The 22,795-nt window shown below is 62.5% G+C and carries 19 protein-coding genes; 8 read left to right on the top strand and 11 right to left on the bottom strand.

The features are described from left to right. Positions 1 to 2: 2 nt before the first annotated feature. The 9 genes from MOD31_RS18275 to MOD31_RS18235 all read right to left on the bottom strand — a co-directional run bounded on the left by MOD31_RS18275 (position 3) and on the right by MOD31_RS18235 (position 10,149). Entirely contained in the window at positions 3 to 1,292 is a 1,290-nt protein-coding gene (locus MOD31_RS18275) for an ABC transporter permease (RefSeq protein ID WP_166841456.1), read from the bottom strand. Beyond that, on the bottom strand, positions 1,289 to 2,644 hold the full coding sequence (locus tag MOD31_RS18270) for an ABC transporter permease (protein WP_166841457.1): 1,356 nt from the start codon (positions 2,642 to 2,644) through the stop codon (positions 1,289 to 1,291). The genes MOD31_RS18275 and MOD31_RS18270 overlap by 4 nt, the downstream gene beginning before the upstream one ends. After that, entirely contained in the window at positions 2,637 to 4,154 is a 1,518-nt protein-coding gene (locus MOD31_RS18265; protein ID WP_250821295.1) for an ABC transporter ATP-binding protein, read from the bottom strand. The genes MOD31_RS18270 and MOD31_RS18265 overlap by 8 nt, the downstream gene beginning before the upstream one ends. 134 nt (positions 4,155 to 4,288) lie before the next feature. Beyond that, a complete protein-coding gene (locus tag MOD31_RS18260; protein WP_142939974.1) occupies positions 4,289 to 5,356 on the bottom strand; it encodes a BMP family protein in 1,068 nt (355 codons plus the stop codon). A 283-nt stretch (positions 5,357 to 5,639) separates the two neighbouring features. After that, positions 5,640 to 6,659: an NADP-dependent oxidoreductase gene (locus MOD31_RS18255; RefSeq protein ID WP_250821294.1), complete on the bottom strand. Its 1,020-nt coding sequence runs from the start codon at positions 6,657 to 6,659 to the stop codon at positions 5,640 to 5,642. Next, on the bottom strand, positions 6,656 to 7,087 hold the full coding sequence (locus MOD31_RS18250) for an organic hydroperoxide resistance protein (RefSeq protein WP_142939915.1): 432 nt from the start codon (positions 7,085 to 7,087) through the stop codon (positions 6,656 to 6,658). The genes MOD31_RS18255 and MOD31_RS18250 overlap by 4 nt, the downstream gene beginning before the upstream one ends. A gap of 54 nt (positions 7,088 to 7,141) precedes the next feature. Next, positions 7,142 to 7,576 carry a MarR family winged helix-turn-helix transcriptional regulator gene (locus tag MOD31_RS18245; RefSeq protein WP_166841458.1) on the bottom strand — a complete coding sequence of 145 codons (435 nt, stop codon included), beginning with the start codon at positions 7,574 to 7,576 and terminating at the stop codon, positions 7,142 to 7,144. A 123-nt stretch (positions 7,577 to 7,699) separates the two neighbouring features. Next, the gene (locus tag MOD31_RS18240; RefSeq protein ID WP_166841459.1) at positions 7,700 to 8,905 is read right to left on the bottom strand and encodes an amidohydrolase; all 1,206 of its coding nucleotides are present in this window, start codon (positions 8,903 to 8,905) and stop codon (positions 7,700 to 7,702) included. 110 nt (positions 8,906 to 9,015) lie between these two features. After that, positions 9,016 to 10,149, bottom strand: coding sequence for a mannose-1-phosphate guanylyltransferase (locus MOD31_RS18235; RefSeq protein WP_250821293.1), 1,134 nt, complete (start codon positions 10,147 to 10,149; stop codon positions 9,016 to 9,018). Between the two features lie 254 nt (positions 10,150 to 10,403). Here MOD31_RS18235 and sdhC point away from each other — a divergent pair, with 254 nt between their 5' ends. From sdhC to MOD31_RS18210, 5 genes are all read left to right on the top strand, one after another. Continuing rightward, positions 10,404 to 10,784 carry a succinate dehydrogenase, cytochrome b556 subunit gene (gene sdhC, locus MOD31_RS18230; protein ID WP_011773978.1) on the top strand — a complete coding sequence of 127 codons (381 nt, stop codon included), beginning with the start codon at positions 10,404 to 10,406 and terminating at the stop codon, positions 10,782 to 10,784. A 3-nt stretch (positions 10,785 to 10,787) separates the two neighbouring features. Next, positions 10,788 to 11,264, top strand: coding sequence for a succinate dehydrogenase hydrophobic membrane anchor subunit (locus tag MOD31_RS18225; RefSeq protein ID WP_142939919.1), 477 nt, complete (start codon positions 10,788 to 10,790; stop codon positions 11,262 to 11,264). A gap of 100 nt (positions 11,265 to 11,364) precedes the next feature. Next, positions 11,365 to 13,164 carry a succinate dehydrogenase flavoprotein subunit gene (gene sdhA / locus MOD31_RS18220; RefSeq protein WP_142939920.1) on the top strand — a complete coding sequence of 600 codons (1,800 nt, stop codon included), beginning with the start codon at positions 11,365 to 11,367 and terminating at the stop codon, positions 13,162 to 13,164. After that, the gene (locus MOD31_RS18215) at positions 13,164 to 13,946 is read left to right on the top strand and encodes a succinate dehydrogenase iron-sulfur subunit (protein WP_142939921.1); all 783 of its coding nucleotides are present in this window, start codon (positions 13,164 to 13,166) and stop codon (positions 13,944 to 13,946) included. Before sdhA ends, MOD31_RS18215 begins: the two co-directional genes overlap by 1 nt. A 147-nt stretch (positions 13,947 to 14,093) precedes the next feature. Then, a complete protein-coding gene (locus tag MOD31_RS18210; RefSeq protein WP_142939922.1) occupies positions 14,094 to 14,870 on the top strand; it encodes a S9 family peptidase in 777 nt (258 codons plus the stop codon). 81 nt (positions 14,871 to 14,951) lie between these two features. On the opposite strand, the gene MOD31_RS18205 is transcribed toward MOD31_RS18210, so the two are convergent. Beyond that, the gene (locus tag MOD31_RS18205; protein ID WP_250821292.1) at positions 14,952 to 16,253 is read right to left on the bottom strand and encodes an ABC transporter substrate-binding protein; all 1,302 of its coding nucleotides are present in this window, start codon (positions 16,251 to 16,253) and stop codon (positions 14,952 to 14,954) included. Positions 16,254 to 16,365: 112 nt separating this feature from the next. Between MOD31_RS18205 and MOD31_RS18200 the strand changes: the two genes are divergently transcribed. The 3 genes from MOD31_RS18200 (at position 16,366) to MOD31_RS18190 (ending at position 21,055) form a co-directional block, all read left to right on the top strand. Continuing rightward, the gene (locus MOD31_RS18200) at positions 16,366 to 17,262 is read left to right on the top strand and encodes a glycoside hydrolase family 43 protein (RefSeq protein ID WP_250821291.1); all 897 of its coding nucleotides are present in this window, start codon (positions 16,366 to 16,368) and stop codon (positions 17,260 to 17,262) included. A 323-nt stretch (positions 17,263 to 17,585) separates the two neighbouring features. Then, positions 17,586 to 19,682 carry a hypothetical protein gene (locus MOD31_RS18195; protein ID WP_284705509.1) on the top strand — a complete coding sequence of 699 codons (2,097 nt, stop codon included), beginning with the start codon at positions 17,586 to 17,588 and terminating at the stop codon, positions 19,680 to 19,682. Next, a complete protein-coding gene (locus MOD31_RS18190) occupies positions 19,679 to 21,055 on the top strand; it encodes a Gfo/Idh/MocA family protein (protein WP_250821289.1) in 1,377 nt (458 codons plus the stop codon). Before MOD31_RS18195 ends, MOD31_RS18190 begins: the two co-directional genes overlap by 4 nt. A gap of 90 nt (positions 21,056 to 21,145) precedes the next feature. On the opposite strand, the gene MOD31_RS18185 is transcribed toward MOD31_RS18190, so the two are convergent. After that, a complete protein-coding gene (locus MOD31_RS18185) occupies positions 21,146 to 22,789 on the bottom strand; it encodes an extracellular solute-binding protein (RefSeq protein ID WP_250821288.1) in 1,644 nt (547 codons plus the stop codon). Positions 22,790 to 22,795: the final 6 nt, after the last annotated feature.

Raw genomic sequence — 22,795 nt, 5'->3', positions numbered from 1 at the left:
CGTCAACCCTTCACGTACGGTATGCCGCTCGCGGCCGGTGGCCGCGACTTACCCACCAAACCCGCGACGGCGAAGATGGTCACCAAGTACGGCAGCATGGCCATGAACTGGCTCGGAACCGGGGTACCAATGATGCCAAGGATCGACTGCAGGTTGTAGGCGAAGCCGAACAACAGCGAGGCCAGGAAGGCGCCGATCGGATTCCAACGGCCAAAGATCAGGGCCGCCAAGGCAATGAAGCCGCGGCCACCGGAGATGTCCTTGGTGAAAGAGTCGATGGTCACCAGGGTGAAAACAGCGCCACCGATACCCGCGATGGCACCACCCAAGGTGACGTTCCAGAAGCGGGTGGCGTTGACGTTGATACCCAGGGTGTCAGCAGCCTGCGGGTGCTCGCCGACGGCGCGGACACGCAGTCCCCAGCGGGTCTTGAACAAACCGAACCACACCACGGCCACGGCAATGTACATGAGGTAACCAGCGATGGACTGCTCGAACAGGATGGGCCCGATAATGGGGATGTCCGAAAGCAGCGGGATCGGCAGGATATCCAGACGTCCCGGGGTGTTGAACTGTTCCTTGTTGGGCACCATCAAGGTCCCATACAGGAAGCCGGTCAGGCCCGAGACCAGCACATTGAGGACCACGCCCACGATGATCTGGTTGACCAGGTACTTGATGCTGAAAACAGCAAGGACCATGGACACGGCAGCACCGGCAGCAGCTGCTGCGATCAGCCCGATGTAAGGGCTTCCCGTCATGGTGGCCACCAGCGCGGCGGTGAAGGCACCACCCAAAAGCTGGCCCTCAATGGCGATGTTCACCACGCCCACGCGCTCACACAACACGCCGGAGAGGGAACCGAAAACCAAAGGCACCGCCAGCGTTACTGAACCGGCAACGAGGCCGGCCAACGAGATGGAGGGTTGGCGTGCGCCTGCCACGATCCAGACGAGCAGTGCAAAGACAAAGACCACGGCGAACGCTATGGGCAGCCACTTGGGTGACCGCTCCCCCTGGGTCCAGAGGTAAATCGAGTAGGCGGCCATGGCCAGGAGCAGAATGCCGAACACGATCCCGCCCACCTGGCCGGGAATCATGAGAGCCGGCACAGCGACGGCGTCCCCGGCGTCGCTGATTTTCATCTCGGCGGTTTGGTCCGAGCCCAGGAAGCCGAAGAAGACCAGGGCTACAAGGGCCAGGATGCCCAAGGACAGGGGGACCTTCATGGAAGGCCTGAAGGCGGGCAAAGTGGTGGATCCCGGCTTCGGAGCGGTGGTTGTCGCGCTCATTTGGCACCTCCGGAGGCGTTGGCGAGGGCAGCCTTGGGAGCCGCTTTGGATGTCTTGGCCTTCTTCTTGGGCTCAAGGCGGAAGATGGACCTGATCAGTGGCGGTGCTGCGATGAAGAGGACAATCAGGGACTGGACCACCAGCACGATGTCGATGGGCGTTCCGGTCTGGATCTGCATCTGCACCGCGCCCGCACGGAAGGCACCGAACAGCAGGCCGGCGAAGAACGTGCCCCACGGCGTACTGCGGCCCAGCAACGCAACAGTGATCGCGTCAAAACCGATCTGGGCAGCGACGCCACCGGTCAGCACCTTCTCGGTACCGGCCACCTGGGCGATGCCACCAAACGCGGCAAGCGCACCTGCCATGGCCATGACAAGGATGGTGGCGCGGGATACCTTCACGCCAGCCGTCCGCGCTGCGATGGGGTTCGCCCCTACGGCGCGGAATTCGAAGCCGATGGTGGATCGGTTCAGCAGCCACCACACGCCAAAGGTCAGCGCAATGGCTATCAGGAAGCCAAGGTGGAGCCGGGATCCCGGAATGAGGACGGGGTAGGTGGCGGACTCGTCCAGGCGGGGCGAGATGGGGCTGTTGTCCCCGGGCCGCCGGAACGCAGCCGTGTTCAGGAGGAAGTCCAGCAGGAACAGGGCCACGTAGTTCAGCATGATGGTCACGATCACCTCGTGCGCACCGGTCCTGGCCTTGAGGATTCCGACGATTGCGCCCCAGAGTGCACCGCCCAGGACGCCCATAATGATGACCACCAGCAGGTGCAGCCCGAACGGCAGGTGCCAGGCGAACCCGACATACGCCGCGAGGGTTGCACTGATGATGATCTGGCCTTGGGCGCCGATGTTGAACAGGCCGGCACGGAAGGCCAGGGCAACACCCAGCCCCGCGCAAATGAGGGGTGTAGCCACCGTCATGGTTTCGAGCAGGGGCTGCAGTCCCTGCCGGGGGTTGAAGACCGAGCCCTGGAAGAGCGCAACGTAGCTCTCGGTCATGGCTGACCACAACGCACTGAGGAAGTCCGTGGGCCTCGCGAACAAGTAGCCCGCAGTCTTGGCGACCTGCGCATCCGTGCTGGCGATCAGCAGGCCACCCAGGAACAGCGCCACGATGACCGCAAGGACGGAGACGAATCCGTTCCCCATGACGATCCGGCGGACTACGCTGCCCTGGTGCGTACCAGCGTCCCCGCTTTGGGAGGACACCGGCACGATGGAGGGCTCCATCGCGCCCCCTGCGGTATCGAGTGAGACATCTGCGGCCCGGAGATCAGCGGTGGATTGGTCCTCAGCTGGCTGGGCCGGATTTTGCTCGTTGTTGGACTGGTTGTTCTCAGTCATCGGAGCCTCCTTCAGGGCCGACGCCGGCCATCATCAAGCCAAGGGTGTCGCGGGGCGTTCCACCCGGGACGATGCCCACGAGTTTGCCCTTGTAGAGCACTGCAATCCGGTCGGCGAGTTCAACCACTTCATCAAGCTCAGTGGAGACGATCATGACCGGCGTTCCGACGTCGCGCTCGGCCACGATGCGCTTATGCAGGAATTCGATGGACCCTACGTCCACGCCGCGGGTCGGTTGGCTGGCAATGAACAACCGCAGTGGCCTGGACAGTTCACGGGCCATCACCACTTTCTGCTGGTTGCCACCGGACAACGTTCCCGCAGCAGCCCCGGCAGAGGGAGTGCGGATGTCGAACTCGTCGATTTTTGCCTTGGCGTTTTCCATCACCTTGGCAGGTTTCATGCCAATTCCGCTGGCAAAAGGTGCCTGGTCGTAGAGGTCCAGGATCAGGTTCTCTGCCACCGAGAAAGGACCCACCAGTCCATCGACGGTTCGGTCTTCCGGGACGAAACCCACGCCCGAGCGCAGGACATCCTTGACCGGGAGGCCCAGCAATTGCTTGCCGTCAAGCGTCACTGAACCCGTGACGTGCTCCTGCACGCCAAGGATGGCTTCGGTGAGTTCGGTTTGCCCGTTGCCCTGGACACCGGCGACGGCGAGAATCTCGCCTTGGGCGATGGAGAAACTGATTCCGTCCACCACATTGGTTCCGTTGGCGGCACGGACCGTGAGGTTTTCGACCACAAAGGTGGTTTCCTTCGGCTGTGCCGGGGCCTTGTTCAGGCTCAGGCTCACCGGGCGGCCCACCATCATGGAGGCCAGTTCAGTGGCTGATGCCGTGGGTGGCGCGTCACCCACCACTTTGCCGCGGCGGACCACGGTAATGACGTCGGAGACAGCTTTTACTTCGCGCAGTTTGTGCGAGATGAACACGATCGATGTGCCGCCGGCCTTGAGCTGACGCATGATGTCCAGGAGTTCGTCGGTTTCCTGAGGCGTCAGCACAGCAGTGGGTTCGTCCAGAATCAGGACCTTGGCTTCGCGCACCAGTGCTTTGATGATTTCCACGCGCTGCTGGACGCCCACTGGCAGTTCCTCCACCAGGGCATCGGGATCGACGTCGAACCCGTATTTATCGGAGATCTCCCGGATTTTCTTGCGGGTCTCCTCAATGCTCAGCACACCGCCGAACGTGGTTGGTTCGGCTCCGAGTGCCACATTTTCTGCCACGGTGAAGACGGGAACCAGCATGAAGTGCTGGTGCACCATGCCGATGCCGGCTGCCATGGCGTCGCCGGGTCCACGGAAGATGACCGGTTGGTCGTCCACCAGGATCTGGCCTGCTGTGGGCTCATACAGCCCGTACAGCACGTTCATGAGGGTTGACTTGCCGGCACCGTTTTCACCGAGGAGGCAATGGATCTGGCCGGATTCGACCACGAGGTCGATGTCTTGGTTGGCGTAGAAGGTCCCGAAGGCTTTCGAGATCCCCTTCAATTCGAGTTTCACAACTCCCACCGTTCTGTGAGTCCGAGGGACAGCCGAACAGCTCCAAAGCCACGAGCTTTGGGTTCAGCCTAGTCAGGGCAAAAACGCGCCGCCAGTACCGGGGCTCGGTACTGGCGGCGCGTCCAGGAATTGAATTACTTCTTGGGGCTCGCTGCCGATTCGACAACCAGCTTGCCGGAGACGATGTCCGCCTTGAGGGCATCAAGCTCGGACTTGGTCTCTGCGGTCACAGCGGAGTCGAAGTCGTGGAACGGAGCGATGGCAACGCCATCGTTCTCCAGGGTGCCCACGTAGGCTGCGTTGTTGAATTTGCCTTCGGTATCGTCCTTGACCACTGCTTCGACGGCTTCGCCCATCTGCTTGACCACGGAGGTCAGCATCAGGTCCTTGTACTCAGGAGCGGTCAGGTAGCCATCGGAGTCAACCCAGATGAGCTTGACGTCCTTGCCGGCAGCCTTGGCTTCCTTCAGCGCAGCACCGGCACCCTTGCCCACCGGTCCGGCCACGGGCATGATGATGTCCGCGCCCTGGTCCAACAGGTTGATGGTGACCTGCTTGCCGGTGTCCTGCTTCTCGAAGTCGCCCGTGAAGGAGCCATCCTGGGTGGTCTTGTCCCAGCCGACTACCTGGACAGTCTTGTTTTTGGCCTTGTTGTAGGCCTGAACACCGTCGTAGAAGCCATCCATGAAGATGGTGACCGTGGGGATCTTAATGCCGCCGAAGGTACCTACCTTGCCGGTCTTGGTGGTGGCCGCGGCCGCATATCCTGCGAGGTAGGCCGCCTGTGCCGTGTCATAGACAATCGGCTTGACGTTGGCGATCGGGGTCTCGTACGTGTAGTCCACGATCGCGAAGTGCTTGTCCGTGTTCTTCTCCGCGGCGGCCTTGGTGGCGTCGCCCAGGAGGAAGCCCACCGTCACGGTGAGGTTGCAACCGGCCGAGATCATGCCGTTCAGGTTGGTCTCGAAATCGCTGTTGGCCTTGGATTCGGCCGACTTTACGGTGATGCCGAGGTCGGTTTCAGCCTTCTTGAGGCCCTCGAAGGAGGACTGGTTGAAGGACTGGTCATCGAATCCGCCGGAGTCAGAGACGATGCAACCCACAAAGTCGCTCTTGGTGGCCGCGCCGGATCCGGCGTCGGGAGCCTGGCCACAGCTGGTCAGCAGGAGCGCGGCTGCACCGAGGGTGGCAACACCGGCCATTGAACCGCGCTTCAGGGTGGCACGCAGTGGTTTCTTCAATTTTCCTCCAGGAAGAAAGTGATGGCGCTACGACGGATGGTCAATGAGTGTCCGTTTCCTATACCTGAGGCAGAAACTCTGTTTTCACTGATGCTCGCAGCTGCGCCGAAGCGCATTGATGAAACCAACACTAGTGGCCTGGAACACACCCAGCTACCACAAATGATCCCTCCAGGTCAGATTGTTGACCTTTTGTTACCAAGCAGTAGCCGGGTGCGCAAGTCACGTGGCGCTGGGCTCTAAATTAGAGCCGGACCAGCATCTTGCCGGTGTTGGCACCGTCCAGAAGGTCCATGAATGCCTGCGGCGCATTCTCCAGACCGTCAACGATCGTCTCGTCATAGCTCACTGAGCCATCGGCCAACCAGCCGGCCATCTTCTGGGCGAACTCGGCAGCGTGCTGACGCTGGCCGCCCACCAGGAATCCGCGCATGGTCAGCTGCTTGCCGATTGCCTGCATGAGGTTGCGGGGAGCTGCGGGAGGCTCGGTGGAGTTGTACTGTGCGATCGCACCGCACATGGCAATGCGCCCGCCCACAGTCAAGGTTGCCAACGCAGCCTCAAGGTGCTCGCCACCAACGTTGTCGAAGTACACGTCGATCCCGCGCTCCCCTGCTGCTTCACGCAGCTGGTCAAGGACCGGACCATCGTTGTAGTTGAAGGCGGCGTCGAAGCCGAGCTCCAGCAGGCGGGCAACCTTTTCCGGCGATCCGGCACTGCCGATGACCCTGGAAGCGCCCATGGCCTTGGCAATCTGGCCCACCATGGAACCCACGGCACCTGCGGCGCCGGAGACGAACACAACTTCGCCTTCCTTGAACTCCGCCACTTTGAGCAGACCGGAGTAGGCAGTGAGGCCGGTCATGCCCAAGGCGCCAAGGAACGCGGAGGTGGGAGCAAGCCCACTGGGGACCGGGGTGGTGGCTGCGGCATCCACTACTGCGTGCTCGCGCCATCCGAGTGAATGCACGACGACGTCACCCACCTCGTGCGCGTCCGAACGGGACGCGATCACCTCGCCCACCGCACCGCCGTCGAGCGCTGCATCGATCTGGAACGGAGCCGAGTACGACTTGACGTCGTTCATGCGCCCACGCATGTAGGGGTCAACGGACATGAATTGGTTCTTGACCAGGATCTGTCCGTCGCCGAGCTCAGGCAGCTGGGCCTGGGTGAGCCGGAAGTTATCTGCCACCGGGCGGCCCTTGGGGCGGGAAGCGAGCTGGATTTCGCGGGTTTCTACGGGCATGGAAACGGCGCTCATGCTGCGAACTCCACGAGCTTGAGGTCTACGGCCATGTTGCCGCGGGTGGCGTTGGAGTAAGGGCACACCTGGTGCGCTTTGTGCATGAGTTGCTCAGCCGTTTCGCGGTCCAGGGCAGGCAGGGCGATTTCCAGTTCGGCAGCGAGGCCGAAGCCTTCGCTGTCGGTCAGCGGGCCGATGTGGATCCTGGCGGCGACGGCCGAATCGGTCAGGTCAACGCGCTCCTTGCGCCCTACCAACCGCAAGGCGGAGTGGAAGCAGGCTGCGTAACCGGCGGCGAAGAGCTGCTCCGGATTGGTGCCTTCGCCGTTTCCGCCGAGCTCCTTGGGGCTGGCAAGTGCGACATCCAGCTTGCCATCATTGGTGCGGGCGTTGCCGTCGCGGCCTTCGCCGGAGGCCAGTGCCTCAGCAGTGTAGAGAGTCTTCATGGTGTTTCCGTTCTCTTAGGGAAGGGATGTCCCGGGATTTTCCGGGAGGTCTGTTCAGAGTGAGCTGTTCAGCGCTGCCGTGAGCTTGCCGAGCGTGGCGTGCAGCTGCCCGATTTCCTCGGCCGAGAGGCCGGCAGCGTCAGCGAGGCGCTGGGGTACAGCCTGGGCGTTGGCGCTCAAGGCGGTGCCTGCGTCGGTCAGGACTACATCCACCCGGCGCTCATCCTCGGCCGAGCGGTGGCGTTCCACCAGTCCCATGGCCTCCAGGCGCTTGAGCAGGGGGGACAACGTTCCGGAATCCAAGCCCAGTTCCGAACCAAGGTCACGGACACTCCGTGGCTCCTGCTCCCAGAGGACCAGCATCACCAGGTACTGCGGATAGGTCAGGCCGAGCTCCTCCAGCACGGGGCGGTAGACCGCCGTCGCCGCTTTGGACGCCGAGTACAGCGCAAAGCAGACCTGGTGGCGGAGGCGGGGTGCATCACTCATGACTAAAACGATAGTGCACAATTCAATTGTGCACAACTCATCCCATCCACAAGAACCCAACTGAGTCGCAGTTAAGCGCGTTTTGAGGGGTCAAAACGCGCTTAACTGCGGACTTAGTTGGGTTTACTGCTCGAGGTCGCGGATGGTGCGGAGGGCGGCGGCGGTCAGGACGCGGATGGCGTATCCGAGGGCGCGCTCGTCAACAATGAAGTCACCGCGGTGGAGGTCGTACTCTTCGCCGCCAGGAGTGTGCGTGCCCAGGCGCATCATGGCACCCGGAATGTCGGCAAGGAACCAGGCGAAGTCCTCGCCACCCATGGACTGCGGCGTGAGGACCACTGCGTTCTCACCCAGCTCAGCGCGGGCAGAGGCTTCAATGAGGGCGGTCTCATGCTCAGAGTTCACCACGGGCGGCACACCGCGGGTGTGTTCCAGGTGCACATCAACGCCGTAGGGCGCGGCAACCTGCCGGACCACGTCGTCCAGCAACTCCCCCGCGCTATGCCAGGCATCACGGTCCAGGCAGCGCATGGTCCCGGCCATATAGCCGGAGCCCGGTATGGCATTCGGCGCGGAACCAGCGGAAATTTGGCCCCACACCACCGACACACCGCTGCGGACATCCACCCGGCGGGAAAGCACTGCCGGCACATTGACCGCAATCTGGGCCAACGCGAACACAAGGTCCTCGGTCAGATGCGGCCGTGATGTGTGGCCGCCGCGGCCGGAAAGCTCAATTTTGATGGTGTCCGAGGCCGAAGTGATGGCACCAATGCGGGTGCCGATCTGCCCCACATTAATCCTCGGATCGCAGTGCAGCGCAAGGATGCGCGGCACGCCCTCAAGCACACCCTGCTCAATGCAGGACAGGGCGCCGCCCGGCATGGTTTCCTCGGCCGGCTGGAAGATGATCCGTACCGTGCCACCCAGCGGGTTGTTCTTGTGCATCCGCTGCAGCGTCAAGGCGATGCCCAGCATGGCGGTGGTGTGGACGTCATGCCCGCACGCATGCGTAACGCCATGGTTCTTCGACGCGAAGGGCAGGCCGGTTTCCTCAATGATCGGCAATGCGTCGATGTCCCCGCGAAGGGCAGTGGCAATGGGGCCCTCACCCACGTCAACCGTCAGTCCGGTCTCATCCAGACGCCGCGGCTTCAGCCCGGCTGCTTCCAGCCGCTCCACGAGCTTGTCCGTGGTGCGGAATTCCTTGAAGGACAACTCCGGGTGCGCGTGGAGGTCCCTCCTGAACTCGATCAGTCCGGGGAGCAGTTCATCAACCCAAGGACTCACAACGGGAGCGGGCTCGGTTTCAGTCGTGTAATTGCGCACGTCACAACTCTAGCCATGCGCGGCACCTGAAGAACGAAAGCCACCTCTTGGTTACGCTGCGTTCAGACGCAGGACAACCAAAGAGGTGGCTCACGGTATAAGCAGATGTACTACAGCACGTCCGTATCGCCGCTGGCCTTCAGGGCGTCAACAGTGCCCTTGACCAGTTGCGCGTGTTCCTTGGTGGTGACAAGGAGCGCGTCCGGCGTGTCCACAATGACCACGTCCTTGATGCCGATCAAGGCAATAACGCGCTTGGTATCGGAGACCACCACGCCGCTGGCGTTCTCGGCGAACACACGGGCCCCCTCACCCAGCACCGTCACTTCGTCGACGTCGCCTGCGTTGTTAAGGCGGCCGATCGCGGCGAAGTCGCCAACGTCGTCCCATCGGAAAGTACCAGGCACGACGGCGACATCGCCGGCTTCCGCTGCTGGCTCCGCCACAGCGTAATCAATGGCGATTTTCGGCAGTGTTGGCCACACGCGCGAGGTCACTTCGGCGCGCTGCGGCGTATCCCAGGCCTCAGCGATTTCCTGAAGGCCCTTGAACAGTTCAGGCTGATTGGCCTCAAGGTGCCGGAGCATAAGCGCCACGGGGGCAACGAACATGCCCGCGTTCCAGACGTAATCCCCTGCCTCGACGTATTTGTTGGCCACTTCCTGGCTGGGCTTTTCCACGAATTCCGCAACAGCAAGCGCGTTCGGGGCGCCTTCCACGTTCAGGGCCGCACCGGAGCGGATGTAACCGAATCCGGTAGAGGGGTGGGTGGGCTTGATGCCGATGGTGACGATCTTGCCAGTGGCCGCGGTAAAGATTGCCTCGCGCACGGTCTCCAGGAAGAGATCGTCCGGGCTGATGACCTGGTCTGCAGCGAACGAACCCATGATGGTGTCAGGATCGCGGCGGTAAAGGATGGCGGCGGCAAGGCCGATTGCAGCGCCGGAGTCCTTCGGCTCGCTCTCCAGCACCAGTTCGTCGTCACCTATTTCGGGGAGTTGGCGGCACACGGCGGCGCGGTGCGCCTCACCGGTAACAACAAGGACCCGTTTACCGGCCAGCGGTTCCAGGCGGTCATAGGTAGCCCTCAACAACGTGCTGCCGGAACCGGTCAGGTCGTGGAGGAACTTGGGCGCAGCGGCACGCGAGAGTGGCCATAGCCGGGTCCCCACACCGCCCGCCGGAATAACCGCATGGAAGCGGTTCAATGGCGATTCCGGGTATTTCGCGTCTTCTGTACTCACCGCAACACTTTATCCTGTGCCGGCGGGAAGCCCTGCAGCAGGACACACGTGTGGCGTTCGTCTCAGCCAGTTCCCAAAAATCGCCTGAATATCGGCAGGAAACATGGAATTAACAAGGAGAGAAGCCCGTCCTAAATTGAATATGCTGTTAGCGAAGCCTAGATTTAGGCGTGAGCTACGAGTGCTCTCGCAGCAGGCGTTCCCCCCGCGTGGATCCCATGCCAGCGCCGCTGTGTTGCAGGAAGGTTTAATCAGTGCCGACAAAACCAGCTGGCACCTTGTACCGCGGCCGTGAAGGCATGTGGTCCTGGGTTGGACACCGCATTACAGGTGTAGTGATCTTTTTCTTCTTGTTGGTCCATGTGCTGGACACCTCATTGGTGCGCGTGTCCCCTGAGGCCTACACCGCCGTCATTGGCGCCTACAAGAACCCCCTCATGGCCCTGGGTGAAACGGGCCTGGTCGCCGCGATCATCTTCCACGCCTTCAACGGCCTGCGTGTGATTGCCATCGACTTCTGGAAGAAGGGCGCGAAGTACCAGCGCCAGCTGCTGTGGGTCGTGCTTGCACTGTGGCTTGTCACGTTCGCAGGCTTCGCTATCCGCCACCTTTCCCTCGCGCTGGGAGGCCACTAAGCCATGACAACCATCGAATCCCCACGCAGTGGAAAAATCGGGAGCGGCAAGATCGCACCGAAGTACAACCGCACCGGCACCAGCCGTGGCAACTTCGAAATGATCGCCTGGCTCTTCATGCGCCTCTCCGGCATCGTCCTGGTGGTGCTGATCTTCGGCCACCTGTTCGTGAACCTGCTGGTAGGCGAGGGCATCCATGCGATCGACTTCGGTTTCGTAGCCGGCAAGTGGGCCGATCCTTTCTGGCAGTTCTGGGACCTGGCCATGCTGTGGCTTGCCATGCTGCACGGCACCAACGGTGTCCGCACCATCATCAACGACTACGCCGAGAAGGATTCCACGCGCTTCTGGCTGAAGATGGTCCTCTACGCGGCCACCTTGGTCATCATCATCCTTGGCACGCTGGTGATCTTCACCTTCAACCCGTGCCCCGTCGTCGACGGCGTTCAGTTGCCTGGCGGTTTCTGCCCGGCCCCGTAGCGGCGCCTTCCGGGTTACTCCCCCGAGTGAACCGGTTCGCCTGACGTAGCGGAGCAGCCTCCGCCGACCATCTGAATTTTTGAAAGAGAGAGCATCTGGTATGCAGGTCCATAAGTACGACGTCGTCATTGTCGGTGCAGGTGGCGCCGGCATGCGCGCCGCGATCGAATCCGGTCAGCGAGCACGCACCGCGGTACTGACCAAGCTCTATCCCACCCGCTCGCACACAGGTGCAGCCCAGGGTGGAATGTGCGCAGCACTGGCCAACGTCGAAGAGGACAACTGGGAGTGGCACACCTTTGACACCATCAAGGGTGGCGACTACCTGGTTGACCAGGATGCCGCCGAGGTCATGGCGAAGGAAGCCATTGACGCCGTGTTGGACCTGGAAAAGATGGGCCTTCCGTTCAACCGCACGCCCGAGGGCCGGATTGACCAGCGCCGCTTCGGTGGCCACACCCGTGACCACGGCAAGGCTCCAGTCCGCCGTGCATGTTACGCAGCTGACCGTACCGGTCACATGATCCTCCAGACGCTGTACCAAAACTGCGTCAAGCACAACGTTGAGTTCTACAACGAGTACTACGTCCTTGACCTGCTGATCGTCGAAGAAGACGCAGTGCGCGAAGACGGTACCCCGTACAAGCAGAAGCGTGTTGCCGGCGTTGTCTCCTATGACCTGGCCTCCGGTGAACTGCACGTCTTCCAGGCCAAGTCCGTAGTGTTCGCCTCCGGCGGCGCCGGCAAGGTCTTCAAGACCACGTCCAACGCCCACACCCTCACGGGCGACGGCATGGGCATTGCGTTCCGCCGCGGTATCCCCCTGGAAGACATGGAGTTCTTCCAGTTCCACCCGACCGGCCTTGCCGGCCTGGGCATCCTCCTGACCGAGGGTGCACGTGGTGAAGGTGCCATCCTGCGTAACTCCGAGGGTGAGCGCTTCATGGAGCGCTACGCCCCCACCATCAAGGACCTTGCACCCCGTGACATCGTGGCCCGCGCCATGGCCAACGAAGTGCGTGAAGGCCGCGGTTGTGGCCCTAACAAGGACTACGTCCTCCTGGACCTGACGCACCTTGAGCCTGCCCACATCGAGGCCAAACTTCCGGACATTACGGAGTTCGCCCGCACCTACCTTGGTGTGGAACCGTTCACGGATCCCGTCCCCGTGTTCCCCACCGCGCACTACGCCATGGGCGGCATCCCCACCAACATCACCACTGAGGTGCTCCAGGACAACGACACCATCGTCCCGGGCCTCTACGCAGCCGGTGAAGTTGCTTGTGTCTCCGTACACGGTTCCAACCGCCTCGGCACCAACTCGCTCCTGGACATCAACGTCTTCGGTAAGCGCGCCGGTATCGCCGCTGCGGAGTACTCCAAGACAGCTGACTTTGTTGAGCTCCCCGAGGACCCCGAGGCAATGACCCGTGGCATCCTCAGCGGCTTGCTGGAAGGCAACGGCACCGAGCGTGTGGCGCAGATCCGCAAGGAACTGCAGGACACCATGGACGCCAACATGCAGGTGTTCCGCACCAAGGAATCCCTGGAACAGGTCCTCCGCGACATCGCTTCCTTCGAAGAGCGGTACAAGCACGTCACGGTTCAGGACAAGGGCAAGCGCTTCAACCTGGATCTCCTGGAAGCAGTGGAGCTGGGCTTCCTCCTGGACATGGCCAAGGTCATGACCGTTGGTGCACTGCACCGTGAAGAGTCACGTGGTGGCCACTACCGCGAGGACTTCCCGGACCGCAATGACGAAAAGTTCATGAAGCACTCCATGGCTTACCTGGACACTTCCGTCACCGTCGACTCCTCGGCGGAATCTGTTGCGGGCATCCGTCTTGAGACGAAGCCCGTGATCTTTACCCGTTACGAGCCGATGGAGCGTAAGTACTAATGACCACCGAAATGGCAGAGCCCGCTTCCAAGATCGAGCTCCCGGCAAGCGTTGCCGGCGACGGTGAAATCCCCACATTCCACATCACGCTCCGCGTGCGTCGCTACGATCCCGAAATCTCGGAAGAGGCACGCTGGGATGATTACAAGCTGACCATGTACGGCACGGACCGCGTGTTGGATGCCCTCCACAAGGTCAAGTGGGAGATTGACGGCAGCGTTTCCTTCCGCCGTTCCTGCGCCCACGGCGTGTGTGGCTCGGATGCCATGCGCATCAATGGCCGCAACCGCCTCGCCTGCAAGACGCTGCTGAAGGACCTGGACACCTCCAAGCCCATCACCGTCGAGCCGATCAAGGGCCTCCCCGTGGAGAAGGACCTGATCGTGGACATGGAACCCTTCTTCCAGTCCTTCCGCGAAGTCATGCCGTTCCTGATCAACAAGGGCCACGAGCCCACCAAGGAACGTCTGCAGTCCGTTGAGGACCGTGAGCGCTTTGATGACACCACCAAGTGCATCCTTTGCGCTGCCTGCACCTCGTCCTGCCCGGTCTTCTGGACCGACGGCCAGTACTTTGGTCCGGCCGCGATCGTCAACGCCCACCGCTTCATCTTTGATTCGCGCGATGACGCTGGCGACATGCGCCTTGAGATCCTGAACGACAAAGAAGGCGTGTGGCGTTGCCGCACCACCTTCAACTGCTCGGAAGCATGCCCCCGCGGCATCCAGGTGACCCAGGCAATCGCCGAGGTCAAGCAGGCCATCCTGGCCCGCAAGATCTAGTTCAGCAGTTTCTTTCAAGAACAGCACGACGACGGCGCCGCTCACCACTGATGGTGAGTGGCGCCGTCGTCGTTAATCCAGTGCCGTACCAGTCCACAGACGCCCATCCACCACCGCAACCGGTGCTGGCAAGACAAGGAGACCAGCGTGTCACGCTCTGAGAAGATCAGCTTCACGGGAAGCACCGGCGACACCCTGGCCGGCATCATCGACGTCCCGGAAGGTCCTGTCCGCGGCTGGGGCTTGTACTCGCATGGCCTGACCCTTGGCAAGGACAGCCCTGCAGCATCGCGCATCTGCAAGGGCCTGGCGGACCAGGGAATCGGCATGCTTCGCTTTGACAACCTGGGGCTGGGTGGCTCTGCCGGTGAGTGGTCGGCTGGATCCTTCAGCGTCAAGGTGGCCGACACCATCCTCGCTGCCGGGTTCATGCAGGAGCAGGGCCGGGGCATTTCTTTGCTGGTTGGCCACTCGTTCGGGGGTGCCGCTGTATTGGCCGCAGCGCGCGACATTCCCGGACTCAATGCCGTGGTGACGGTTGCCGCGCCCTACGAACCCAAGCATGTGGAGCACATGTTCGACACCGAGATCGAGGACATCCTCCGGGATGGCAGCGCCGTGGTGGACCTTGGTGGACGCCCCATGGAGGTTCGGCGCCACTTTGTGGAGGACGTGGAACGCGCTGACCTGCGTGACTGCATCCGCACCCTGCACAAGCCCTTGATGGTGATGCACTCCCCCACTGACAACACCGTGGGGATCGATAACGCCAGCGAAATTTTCCAGACTGCCCGCCATCCCCGGAGTTTCATCTCCCTCGAGGGAAGCGAGCACCTCCTGACCGGTAGGGGCCAGGCAGCACGGGTAGCGCGCATCATCGGTGCATGGGCAGACCCCTACATGGAAGTCCGCGACTCCAACTAAAGGCCCGTACCCGTCCAAGTAGGTAGCAGCAGAGCGCGTTCTGAGCCCTCAAAACGCGCTCTGCTGCGACTGAGTTGGGTGCTACTTGCCGATGGCTGCCTTGCTCTCGCTGAGCCATTGGTCGGCAGCCTTTTCCGGGGAAAGCCGCTTGAAGAGAACTTCGGTATTGATGCGGGCCGTGATCTCCGATACGGCGGTGGAACCCGTAGGACCAATGAAGGTGGGAGCGAAGTCCATCTTGCCGATCTGGTCAATGTAGGCAGCTTCAACCTTTCCCTGCGGTGTCAGCAGATCCTGGATCGCCATGCGCATTCCGGCGTTGCTGGGTACGCCACGGTCACTCTGGATGATCTTGGCCGCGGCCTCGTTGTTCACCATGAAGCTGACCAGCTTGGCGGCGGCCTCCGTGTGCTTGCTGCGGGCTGAGATCGTGTAGAACTGCGAGGACTGCAGCCAGATGCCGGGGGTCGGTTTTTCACCGGGAAGCTTAAGCAGCTTCAGCTCGGCCCCGGAAGCTTTGCTGAGGGCCGTCAGGGAGTTGGTCCACGTGAGCATCATGCCCGCCTGCCCCATACCCATGAGGGTTTGCTCAGTGCTGACATTGAGCTTCTCAACTGTCTCGGAGGCGCTGGGGGCTGCGCCTGATTCACTGAGCCTCAGCGAGAAGTCGAAATATTCCTTGACGGTGTCCTTGTCCAGCCCCAGCTGACCGTCCTGGGTGTACAAGGACTTGCCGCGTTGTCGGGCGAAGGCATCCAGGGAGTCGTGCGTGAGGACGGTGGCTGTCCCATAGGTGCCCTTGGGGCTTTTTGCCGTGATGTCCGCGGCGGTCCGGGCGAAGTCGTCCCATGACCAGGTGCTGTCATCGGGAAGGGCAACACCGGCGGCCTGGAACACTGCTGGGTTTACAACGATCGCCAATGCATTGGCCCCCGTGGACACACCGTACTGCTTGCCTTGGACCTGCCCGTTTTCCAGCGCTCCCTGGTCCATTTTGGAGAGGTCCAGTGCGCCCTCCACCGTAGACAGATCCAGGAGTGCGCCACGGTTGGCGTATTCGGCAGGGTACGCACCACCCATGGTGATGACGTCGGGAGCATCGTTGGCAGCCACTTGGGTGGCCAGTTTGTCGAAGTAGCCGCCAATATCACCGTATTCCGGCTTGACCTTGATGTTGGGGTTGGCGGCCTCGAATTCCTTGATGGCCTTGTTGGTCAGTTCGGCCCGGGTGGCGTTGCCCCACCAGGAGAACCGGATCTCCACAGGGCCGTCTTCGGACTGGTTGGAGGAGGGACCCGAGCAGGCCACAGTCATGCCGAGCATGCCGACGGTGGCCAGGATAGCTATGGACTTTCGCATACGACGGAGAGATTTACGCGCCATTGGGTAAGCTTCTTTCAAATCATGAGAAAACGGTTCCTGAAACGTATCAAGGGTCATAGGAACCGTCAATAGTTTTGACCATGAACTATTTCGTAGCCCCAAGGAGTACGCCATGTCCCCACGCCTGGACGACATCCAGATCCGCGACCCGTTTGTCCTCACCCAAGCGGACTCAGGGCAATACCTCCTCTTCGGCAGCACTGATAAGAACATCTGGTCCGGACAGGCCACCGGATTCGACTGCTACCGCAGCACTGATTTGTTGAACTGGGAGGGCCCCATCGAAGCCTTCCGCCCCGCCGCCGACTTCTGGAGCCAGGAGCAGTACTGGGCACCCGAGGTCCACGAGTACCATGGCCGCTTTTACCTGTTTGCCACCTTCACTGCCCCGGGACGCCTTCGTGGAACGCAGATACTCTCCGCCGAAAAACCGGAAGGACCCTACACGCCGTGGAGCGATGGCCCCGTCACTCCAGCCCATTGGCAATGCCTGGACGGCACCCTCCACGTGGACGCGGAAGGAAACCCCTGGATGGTTTTCTGCCATGAGTGGAAGCAGGTGCACGACGGCGCCATGCTGGCCCAGCGGCTCAGCCCGGACCTTCGCACGGCCGTGGGCGTGCCGGTCTTCCTCTTCAGCGCCTCGGAGGCACCGTGGTCGCGTGCGCTGGACGCCCCCTCCGCCAGTGACCGCGAGTTCCCCGTCTACGTCACCGATGGGCCCTTCCTGTTCCGCCTCGCTAGCGGAAACCTCATCATGCTGTGGTCCAGTTTTGGCGACCATGGCTATTCCATGGGCATCGCCCGCAGTGAATCAGGAACCGTGCTTGGCCCGTGGGCCCAGGAAGCCGAACCACTGTGGGGCACTGACGGCGGCCACGGAATGATCGGACGGCACTTGGATGGCAGCCTCTTCCTAACCCTCCATCAGCCCAACAAAAGCCCCCATGAGCGCGCATCCTTCTTTCGGCTGATCGAGCGTGAGGACACGGTGACCCTGGCCCCTTGAGAGCAGGACATCCCGGACTCCGCCATGTGGGGGGGTTGACAGCCACGTACACCACGACAAGGATTGAATCGTTTCGGAAAACGGTTTCTCATGTCGGCTGACCGCTGACGGAGACCTGCACCGGACGCCATTTGACCGGATTGTCCCCAGCAGCAGTCAAAGCAGACAGCATCAGGAGGGCGTGCAGAGTGCACAGCCACAGCAAGAGTCCGCAATCCCCCGCCATCGACCGCAAAGCGCTGGTCCAACGGCACAACGTCCGCCAGCACCAGTTGGACCCGCGCAGTCCGGTGTCCGTTGGCAATGGCGAGTTCGCGTTCACCATGGACCTCACCGGGCTGCAGTCGCTGCCCGCCGAGTACCCTGTGGGTGCGCGCGACGAACTGCCACCGGGAACACTCCTGGGAACGCAGTCGCAATGGGGCTGGCATTCCGTTCCACCTCCCCGGCCCTACGATCTGGCCGGCTCTACGGTCCTCTACGATTCACCGCGCGGCCCAGTCCCCTATGTGGACATGGTGGGCGGAATCGTCAACGACAGGGAAACCGGTACCTCCCGGGCCGAAACTTGGCTGCGGGCCAACGCACACCGACTTGATCTGGGACGCATCGGCTTCCGTTGGACCGAAGAGGGAACTGACCGCCCCCTCACCGCGGCAGACATCTCCGGAACCGCGCAGACACTGGACCTCTGGACTGGAACGGTCACCAGCCGTTTCGTCCTTGCCGGGCACCAGGTCACAGTGACGACGGCGTGCCACCCCTACCGTGATGAGCTAGGCTTCCGTATCGAGTCGACGGCGGTTGGCGCCGGCTTAAGTGTCAGCATCGGCTTTCCCTACGGATCCGAAGCCTGGCATGACGCGGCGGATTGGAACCGTCCAGAAGCCCACACCACCACCCTCACCGGGCCCTCCACCACCACAACATCTCCCGGAACAACGTCCTGGCAGGCCCACCGCTCGCTGGACGACTCCCGGTACCAGGTGGTGGTTACCGGGCAGGGCCTGGAGGTGGAACAGCCAGAGGAACACCGGCTGCGCATAGTTCCCGGCGCCACGGGTGATGCCGGCCCTGCAGGGGTGCTGGACTTCACCGTCGCCTTCCACCCTGCCGGCGACGGCGACTGCATCCCCCGCGGAACCACCAAGCCTGCCAGCCACGCGGACCAGGTGAGTGGACAGGCAGCGGCCACTGACGGCGTCGAACGTTCCACCGCGCAGTTCGTGATCACGGCCTCCGGGACCTACTGGCCCGCATTCTGGACCTCAGGCGGGGCGGTCGAACTGGACGCCACGGACGACCCCCGCGCCAAGGAGCTGGAACGCCGAATTGTGCTCTCCCAGTACCTCACGGCGGTCAATTGCTCGGGCTCGTTGCCACCCCAGGAAACCGGGCTCGTGTGCAATTCATGGCGAGGCCGCTTCCATCTGGAGATGCACTGGTGGCATGGGGCGCACTTTGCCCACTGGAACCGGGTGGAGCTGCTCCTGCCCTCATTGCGCTGGTACTCCAGCGTGCTGGAAACCTCCCGTCAAACTGCCAAAGCGCAGGGATTCGACGGCGTTCGCTGGCCCAAGCAGGTGGGACCGGACGGGCGGGAGAGCCCCAGCCCCATCGGGACCTTCCTGATCTGGCAGCAGCCGCACCCCATCCACATGGCCGAACTGGTGTACCGGGCCAACCCCAGCCGCGAAGTCCTGGCGGAATTCGCGGAAATCGTGTTCGAGTCAGCAGCCTTCATGGCCTCGTTCGCGCACCCCACCTCCCGCGGTTTCGAACTGGGGCCACCCTTGATTCCCGCCCAAGAAAGCTACGGGTCAATTCGCGCCAAGGTCACCAACCCCACCTTTGAGCTTGCCTATTGGCAATGGGGCCTGCGAACGGCAGCGACCTGGCGGGAACGCCTCGGGCTCGAACCTGTGGCGGAGTGGTCCGAGGTGGCAGAGGGCATGGTGCCGCCCCGTGTGGTGGATGGGGTCTACGCAGCAATCGACGTGGAGCCTTTCACCATCCGCACTGACCACCCCTCCATGCTGTGTGCCCTCGGCGTTCTCCCCCTGACCGACATCATCGATCCGGAGATCATGCGCGCCACCTTGGCCGGTGTTCTGGCCGATTGGGACTGGGGCAGCACCTGGGGCTGGGACTACCCCGTGATGGCCATGACCGCAGCACGGCTCCAAGACCCGGAAACCGCGGTGGATGCCCTGCTGCTGAGCGCCGGCAAGAACACAGTCCTTGCCAACGGGCACAACCGCCAGACCGACTCGTTGCCCCTGTACCTCCCCGGCAACGGCGGTCTGCTCTCAGCGGTGGCCCTCATGGCAGCAGGCTGGGACAACGGACCGGACCGCCACGCACCCGGCTTCCCGGCCGACTGGACCGTGGCGTGGGAAGGGCTGGTGCAGGCGCCATGAGCCACACTGCAGAATCTCCTCGCCGCTACGCCATTATCGGGACGGGCAGCCGCTCCGAAATGTACGTCAGGGCACTGCTGGGAAGCCATTCCGACGTCGGCACTCCGGTGGCGTGGGTCGATTCCAACCCGGTACGGATGGCTTACTACGACCGCCTCTTTAGCCAGTTCCGGCCAGGAGCCGCCCTGCCGTCGTCGTATGCACCCACAGAGTTGGAGCGCATGAGGGACGAGACGGGTGCCGACGCGGTGGTGATCACCACCCCGGACTTCACGCACCACGAGTACGTGATGGCTGCGCTGAAGCTGGGCATGGACGTCGTGGTGGAGAAGCCCCTGACCGTCAATGCGCAGAACGCCGCGGCGATCGCCGAGGCCGCCGCAGCCTCGTCCGCCAATGTCACCGTCACTTTCAATTACAGATACTCACCGAGGAACACCCTGGTCCGCCAACTGATCGACGCCGGCGAAATCGGCAGCGTGACCTCAGTCCATTTCGAGTGGCTTCTGGACACCGGACACGGCGCGGATTATTTCCGGCGCTGGCACCGGGAGAAAGAGAAGTCCGGCGGCCTCCTGGTCCATAAAGCCACCCACCATTTTGACTTGGTCAACTGGTGGACATCCGGCGTGCCGGAGACAGTTTTTGCTGTGGGAGGGCTGCGGTTCTACGGGGAAGGCAACGCCGGCGCTTCCTCCCCGGGAGCACGCGACGGACGATTCGACCTCGATCTTGGCAACGACCCCAGGATGCGGCAGTTGTTCAAGGATGCCGAGCACGTGGATGGCTACCGCCGCAACCAGGACGTGTTTGCCCCCGGGGTCACCATAGAGGACAACATGAGTGTCCTGGTGGGCTACCGGAGCGGGGCCAGCCTGGCCTACACGCTGCACGCACACGCGCCGTGGGAGGGGTATCGGGTGGCCATCAACGGAACACGTGGCCGGTTGGAACTGGACGTGGTGGAAAAGCCCCACCGTGCCCGGGGAGCGGACCAAACGGTGGACCCGAGCGCGCAAGACGATGGGACAGCTGACGGGGCGGCACGGGACTCGCTGCGCCCGCGATCCAGCAGGCTGCTCCTGCAGAAGCACTTTGAACGGCCCGTGGAGATTCCCATTCCCGAAGGCGTGGGCGGACACGGTGGCGGCGACCTGAAACTGCTCGACGACGTCTTCCGTGGTGGGGTGACTCCGGGCACGTATGGATCCCTCGCCGGCGAAGAAAAGCTTTCACGCCGCGCCGGTTACCTGGACGGATTGCGGAGCATCGCGGTCGGGATCGCAGCCAACGCGTCCATTGCCACCGGCGAGGTGACACGCATCAGCGAGTTGGGCTTCCCCATCGACCAGCCCGCCCTTCACGACTCCTGACACCAGGAAGGCCCGCTGTGACGCCCTGGGTCAGGGGCTGTCACAGCGGGCCTGCCTCGTTCCCGAGCCGGGAACCGTGCTGATGGGTCCTCAGGCCTTGCTGGCCGCGAGCGCTTCTTCAAGCTCCGAGCGGATCTTGTCACCACCGCCGGATCGCCATTCCTTGACGGCGTCGTCCCAGGCGGCGACCGGCTGGCGGCCCTGGAGGATGTCATCGCGGACGGAGCGGAGCTTCTTCTCCAGCTGGCTTCCCTTCCTGACCTCGGTCTCGGAATACAAGCCCTCCACCGGGCTTGCCGAACCATCGGGCAGGACGCGGTTCATTTGCTCATACTGGGCTTTCACCACGTCTTCCTCACCGGGGAGGTACAGCACCGTGGGGGCGTCTGCCAGGTATTGCTGGCCCAACTGGGTTTGCCCTACTCCGGAGTCCAGGGGCACAGGATCGGTCCCTGAGAGTTGATAGTGGACTCCCTTCACTCCGTATTTGCGGAACAGATACTCTTCAGTGCCGAACGGAGCCGCCAGCCAGTTGGCCACCTGCAGGAATGTCTCCAGCCTGTCCCCGGCGTTCTTGTTGAAAGCCACCACACTGTGGGTGGGTGAGCCGATCCATAGCGAGCCCTTGCCGCCGTCGAACCCTGGAACGTCCAAAGCGGAGATCTTGAAGCCCTCCTGCCCTGCGGCCTGTTGGTAGTACGCCGGCCAGGCGCTGTAGGAGTCGCCGGTGAAGTATGCAGTCCCGGCCAGGAACCACTGTTTGTACTGGCCCGCGTTGGCTGCGAAGGCGTCCGGATTTACCACGCCTTCAGCAAACATTCTCCGCCCGGCTTCCAATGCTTCCTTCATCTCGGGTGTTTCATCCTTGTTGGTGAGCTGCCCGTTTTCCTCACGCCAGCCGTTGGGCACGTTGAGGGTCTGGGCGATGAAGTTGATGGGAACCTGGGTCAGCGCCCAGGTGTTGGCCTTAGGGTCGCTGAGCTCTTTGCAGAGTGAGAGGTAGTCCTGGAAGCTGGCCGGTTGGGCTGTGATGCCTTTGGCTGCCAGCAGGTCCTCCCGGCGGTATTGGATGGTGCTCTGAAGGACACCGCGGGGAATGGGGATGGCAAAGATTTCGCCCCCGAACATGGCCGCAGACCATGACTCCGACGGGATGTTGGCCAGGAAGGGGTAGTCCTTGATGGCATTGCCGGAGAGGTGTTCGGTGAGGTTTGCAGCTTTGGCCCGGAGTAGTTGCGGGACGGAGTTTGCACCGCGTGCCACTTGGAAGATGTCCGGCAGGGTGTCTCCTGCCACCACGGTGGCGAACTTACTGGGATAGTCGGTGGCCGGCGTCATGGAGATCTGGAGGTCCGAGCCCAACCGTCGGTTCAGTTCCTGCCAGTAGGCGTTCTTATCCACCCCCGGCGGAATGGGCGAGGACGTCTGCACCATGGAGGTGATGGCCTTCCCGTCACCGGGAGCCTGGGCCAGTGCTTTCACGGGCTGCGCCGGGTAGCGGTAAAAGACGTCAGGGATGCCAAGGTCGGTGCCTTTGAGGTCCGGGGTCACTCCCTCATAGCGGATGAAGTCCGGCAGTGCACCTTTGCCCTGGGCGCCTGCGGCTCCCCCTTGGGCACCGGGTGAGCAGGCGGCCAGCAGGGGGCTGCCCAACGCCGCGAGGGCCAATATTCCCAGGGAACCGCGAGCAAAACTCCTGCGGCTGAACTGTTTCTGTGAGACGGCTTCGTGCATGACCGT

This window comes from Paenarthrobacter sp. TYUT067 (genome assembly GCF_023656375.1).
Classification (GTDB): Bacteria; Actinomycetota; Actinomycetes; order Actinomycetales; family Micrococcaceae; genus Arthrobacter.
The sequence above is the reverse complement of the archived record's forward strand: the minus strand, read 5'-3'. Positions and strand labels throughout refer to the sequence as shown.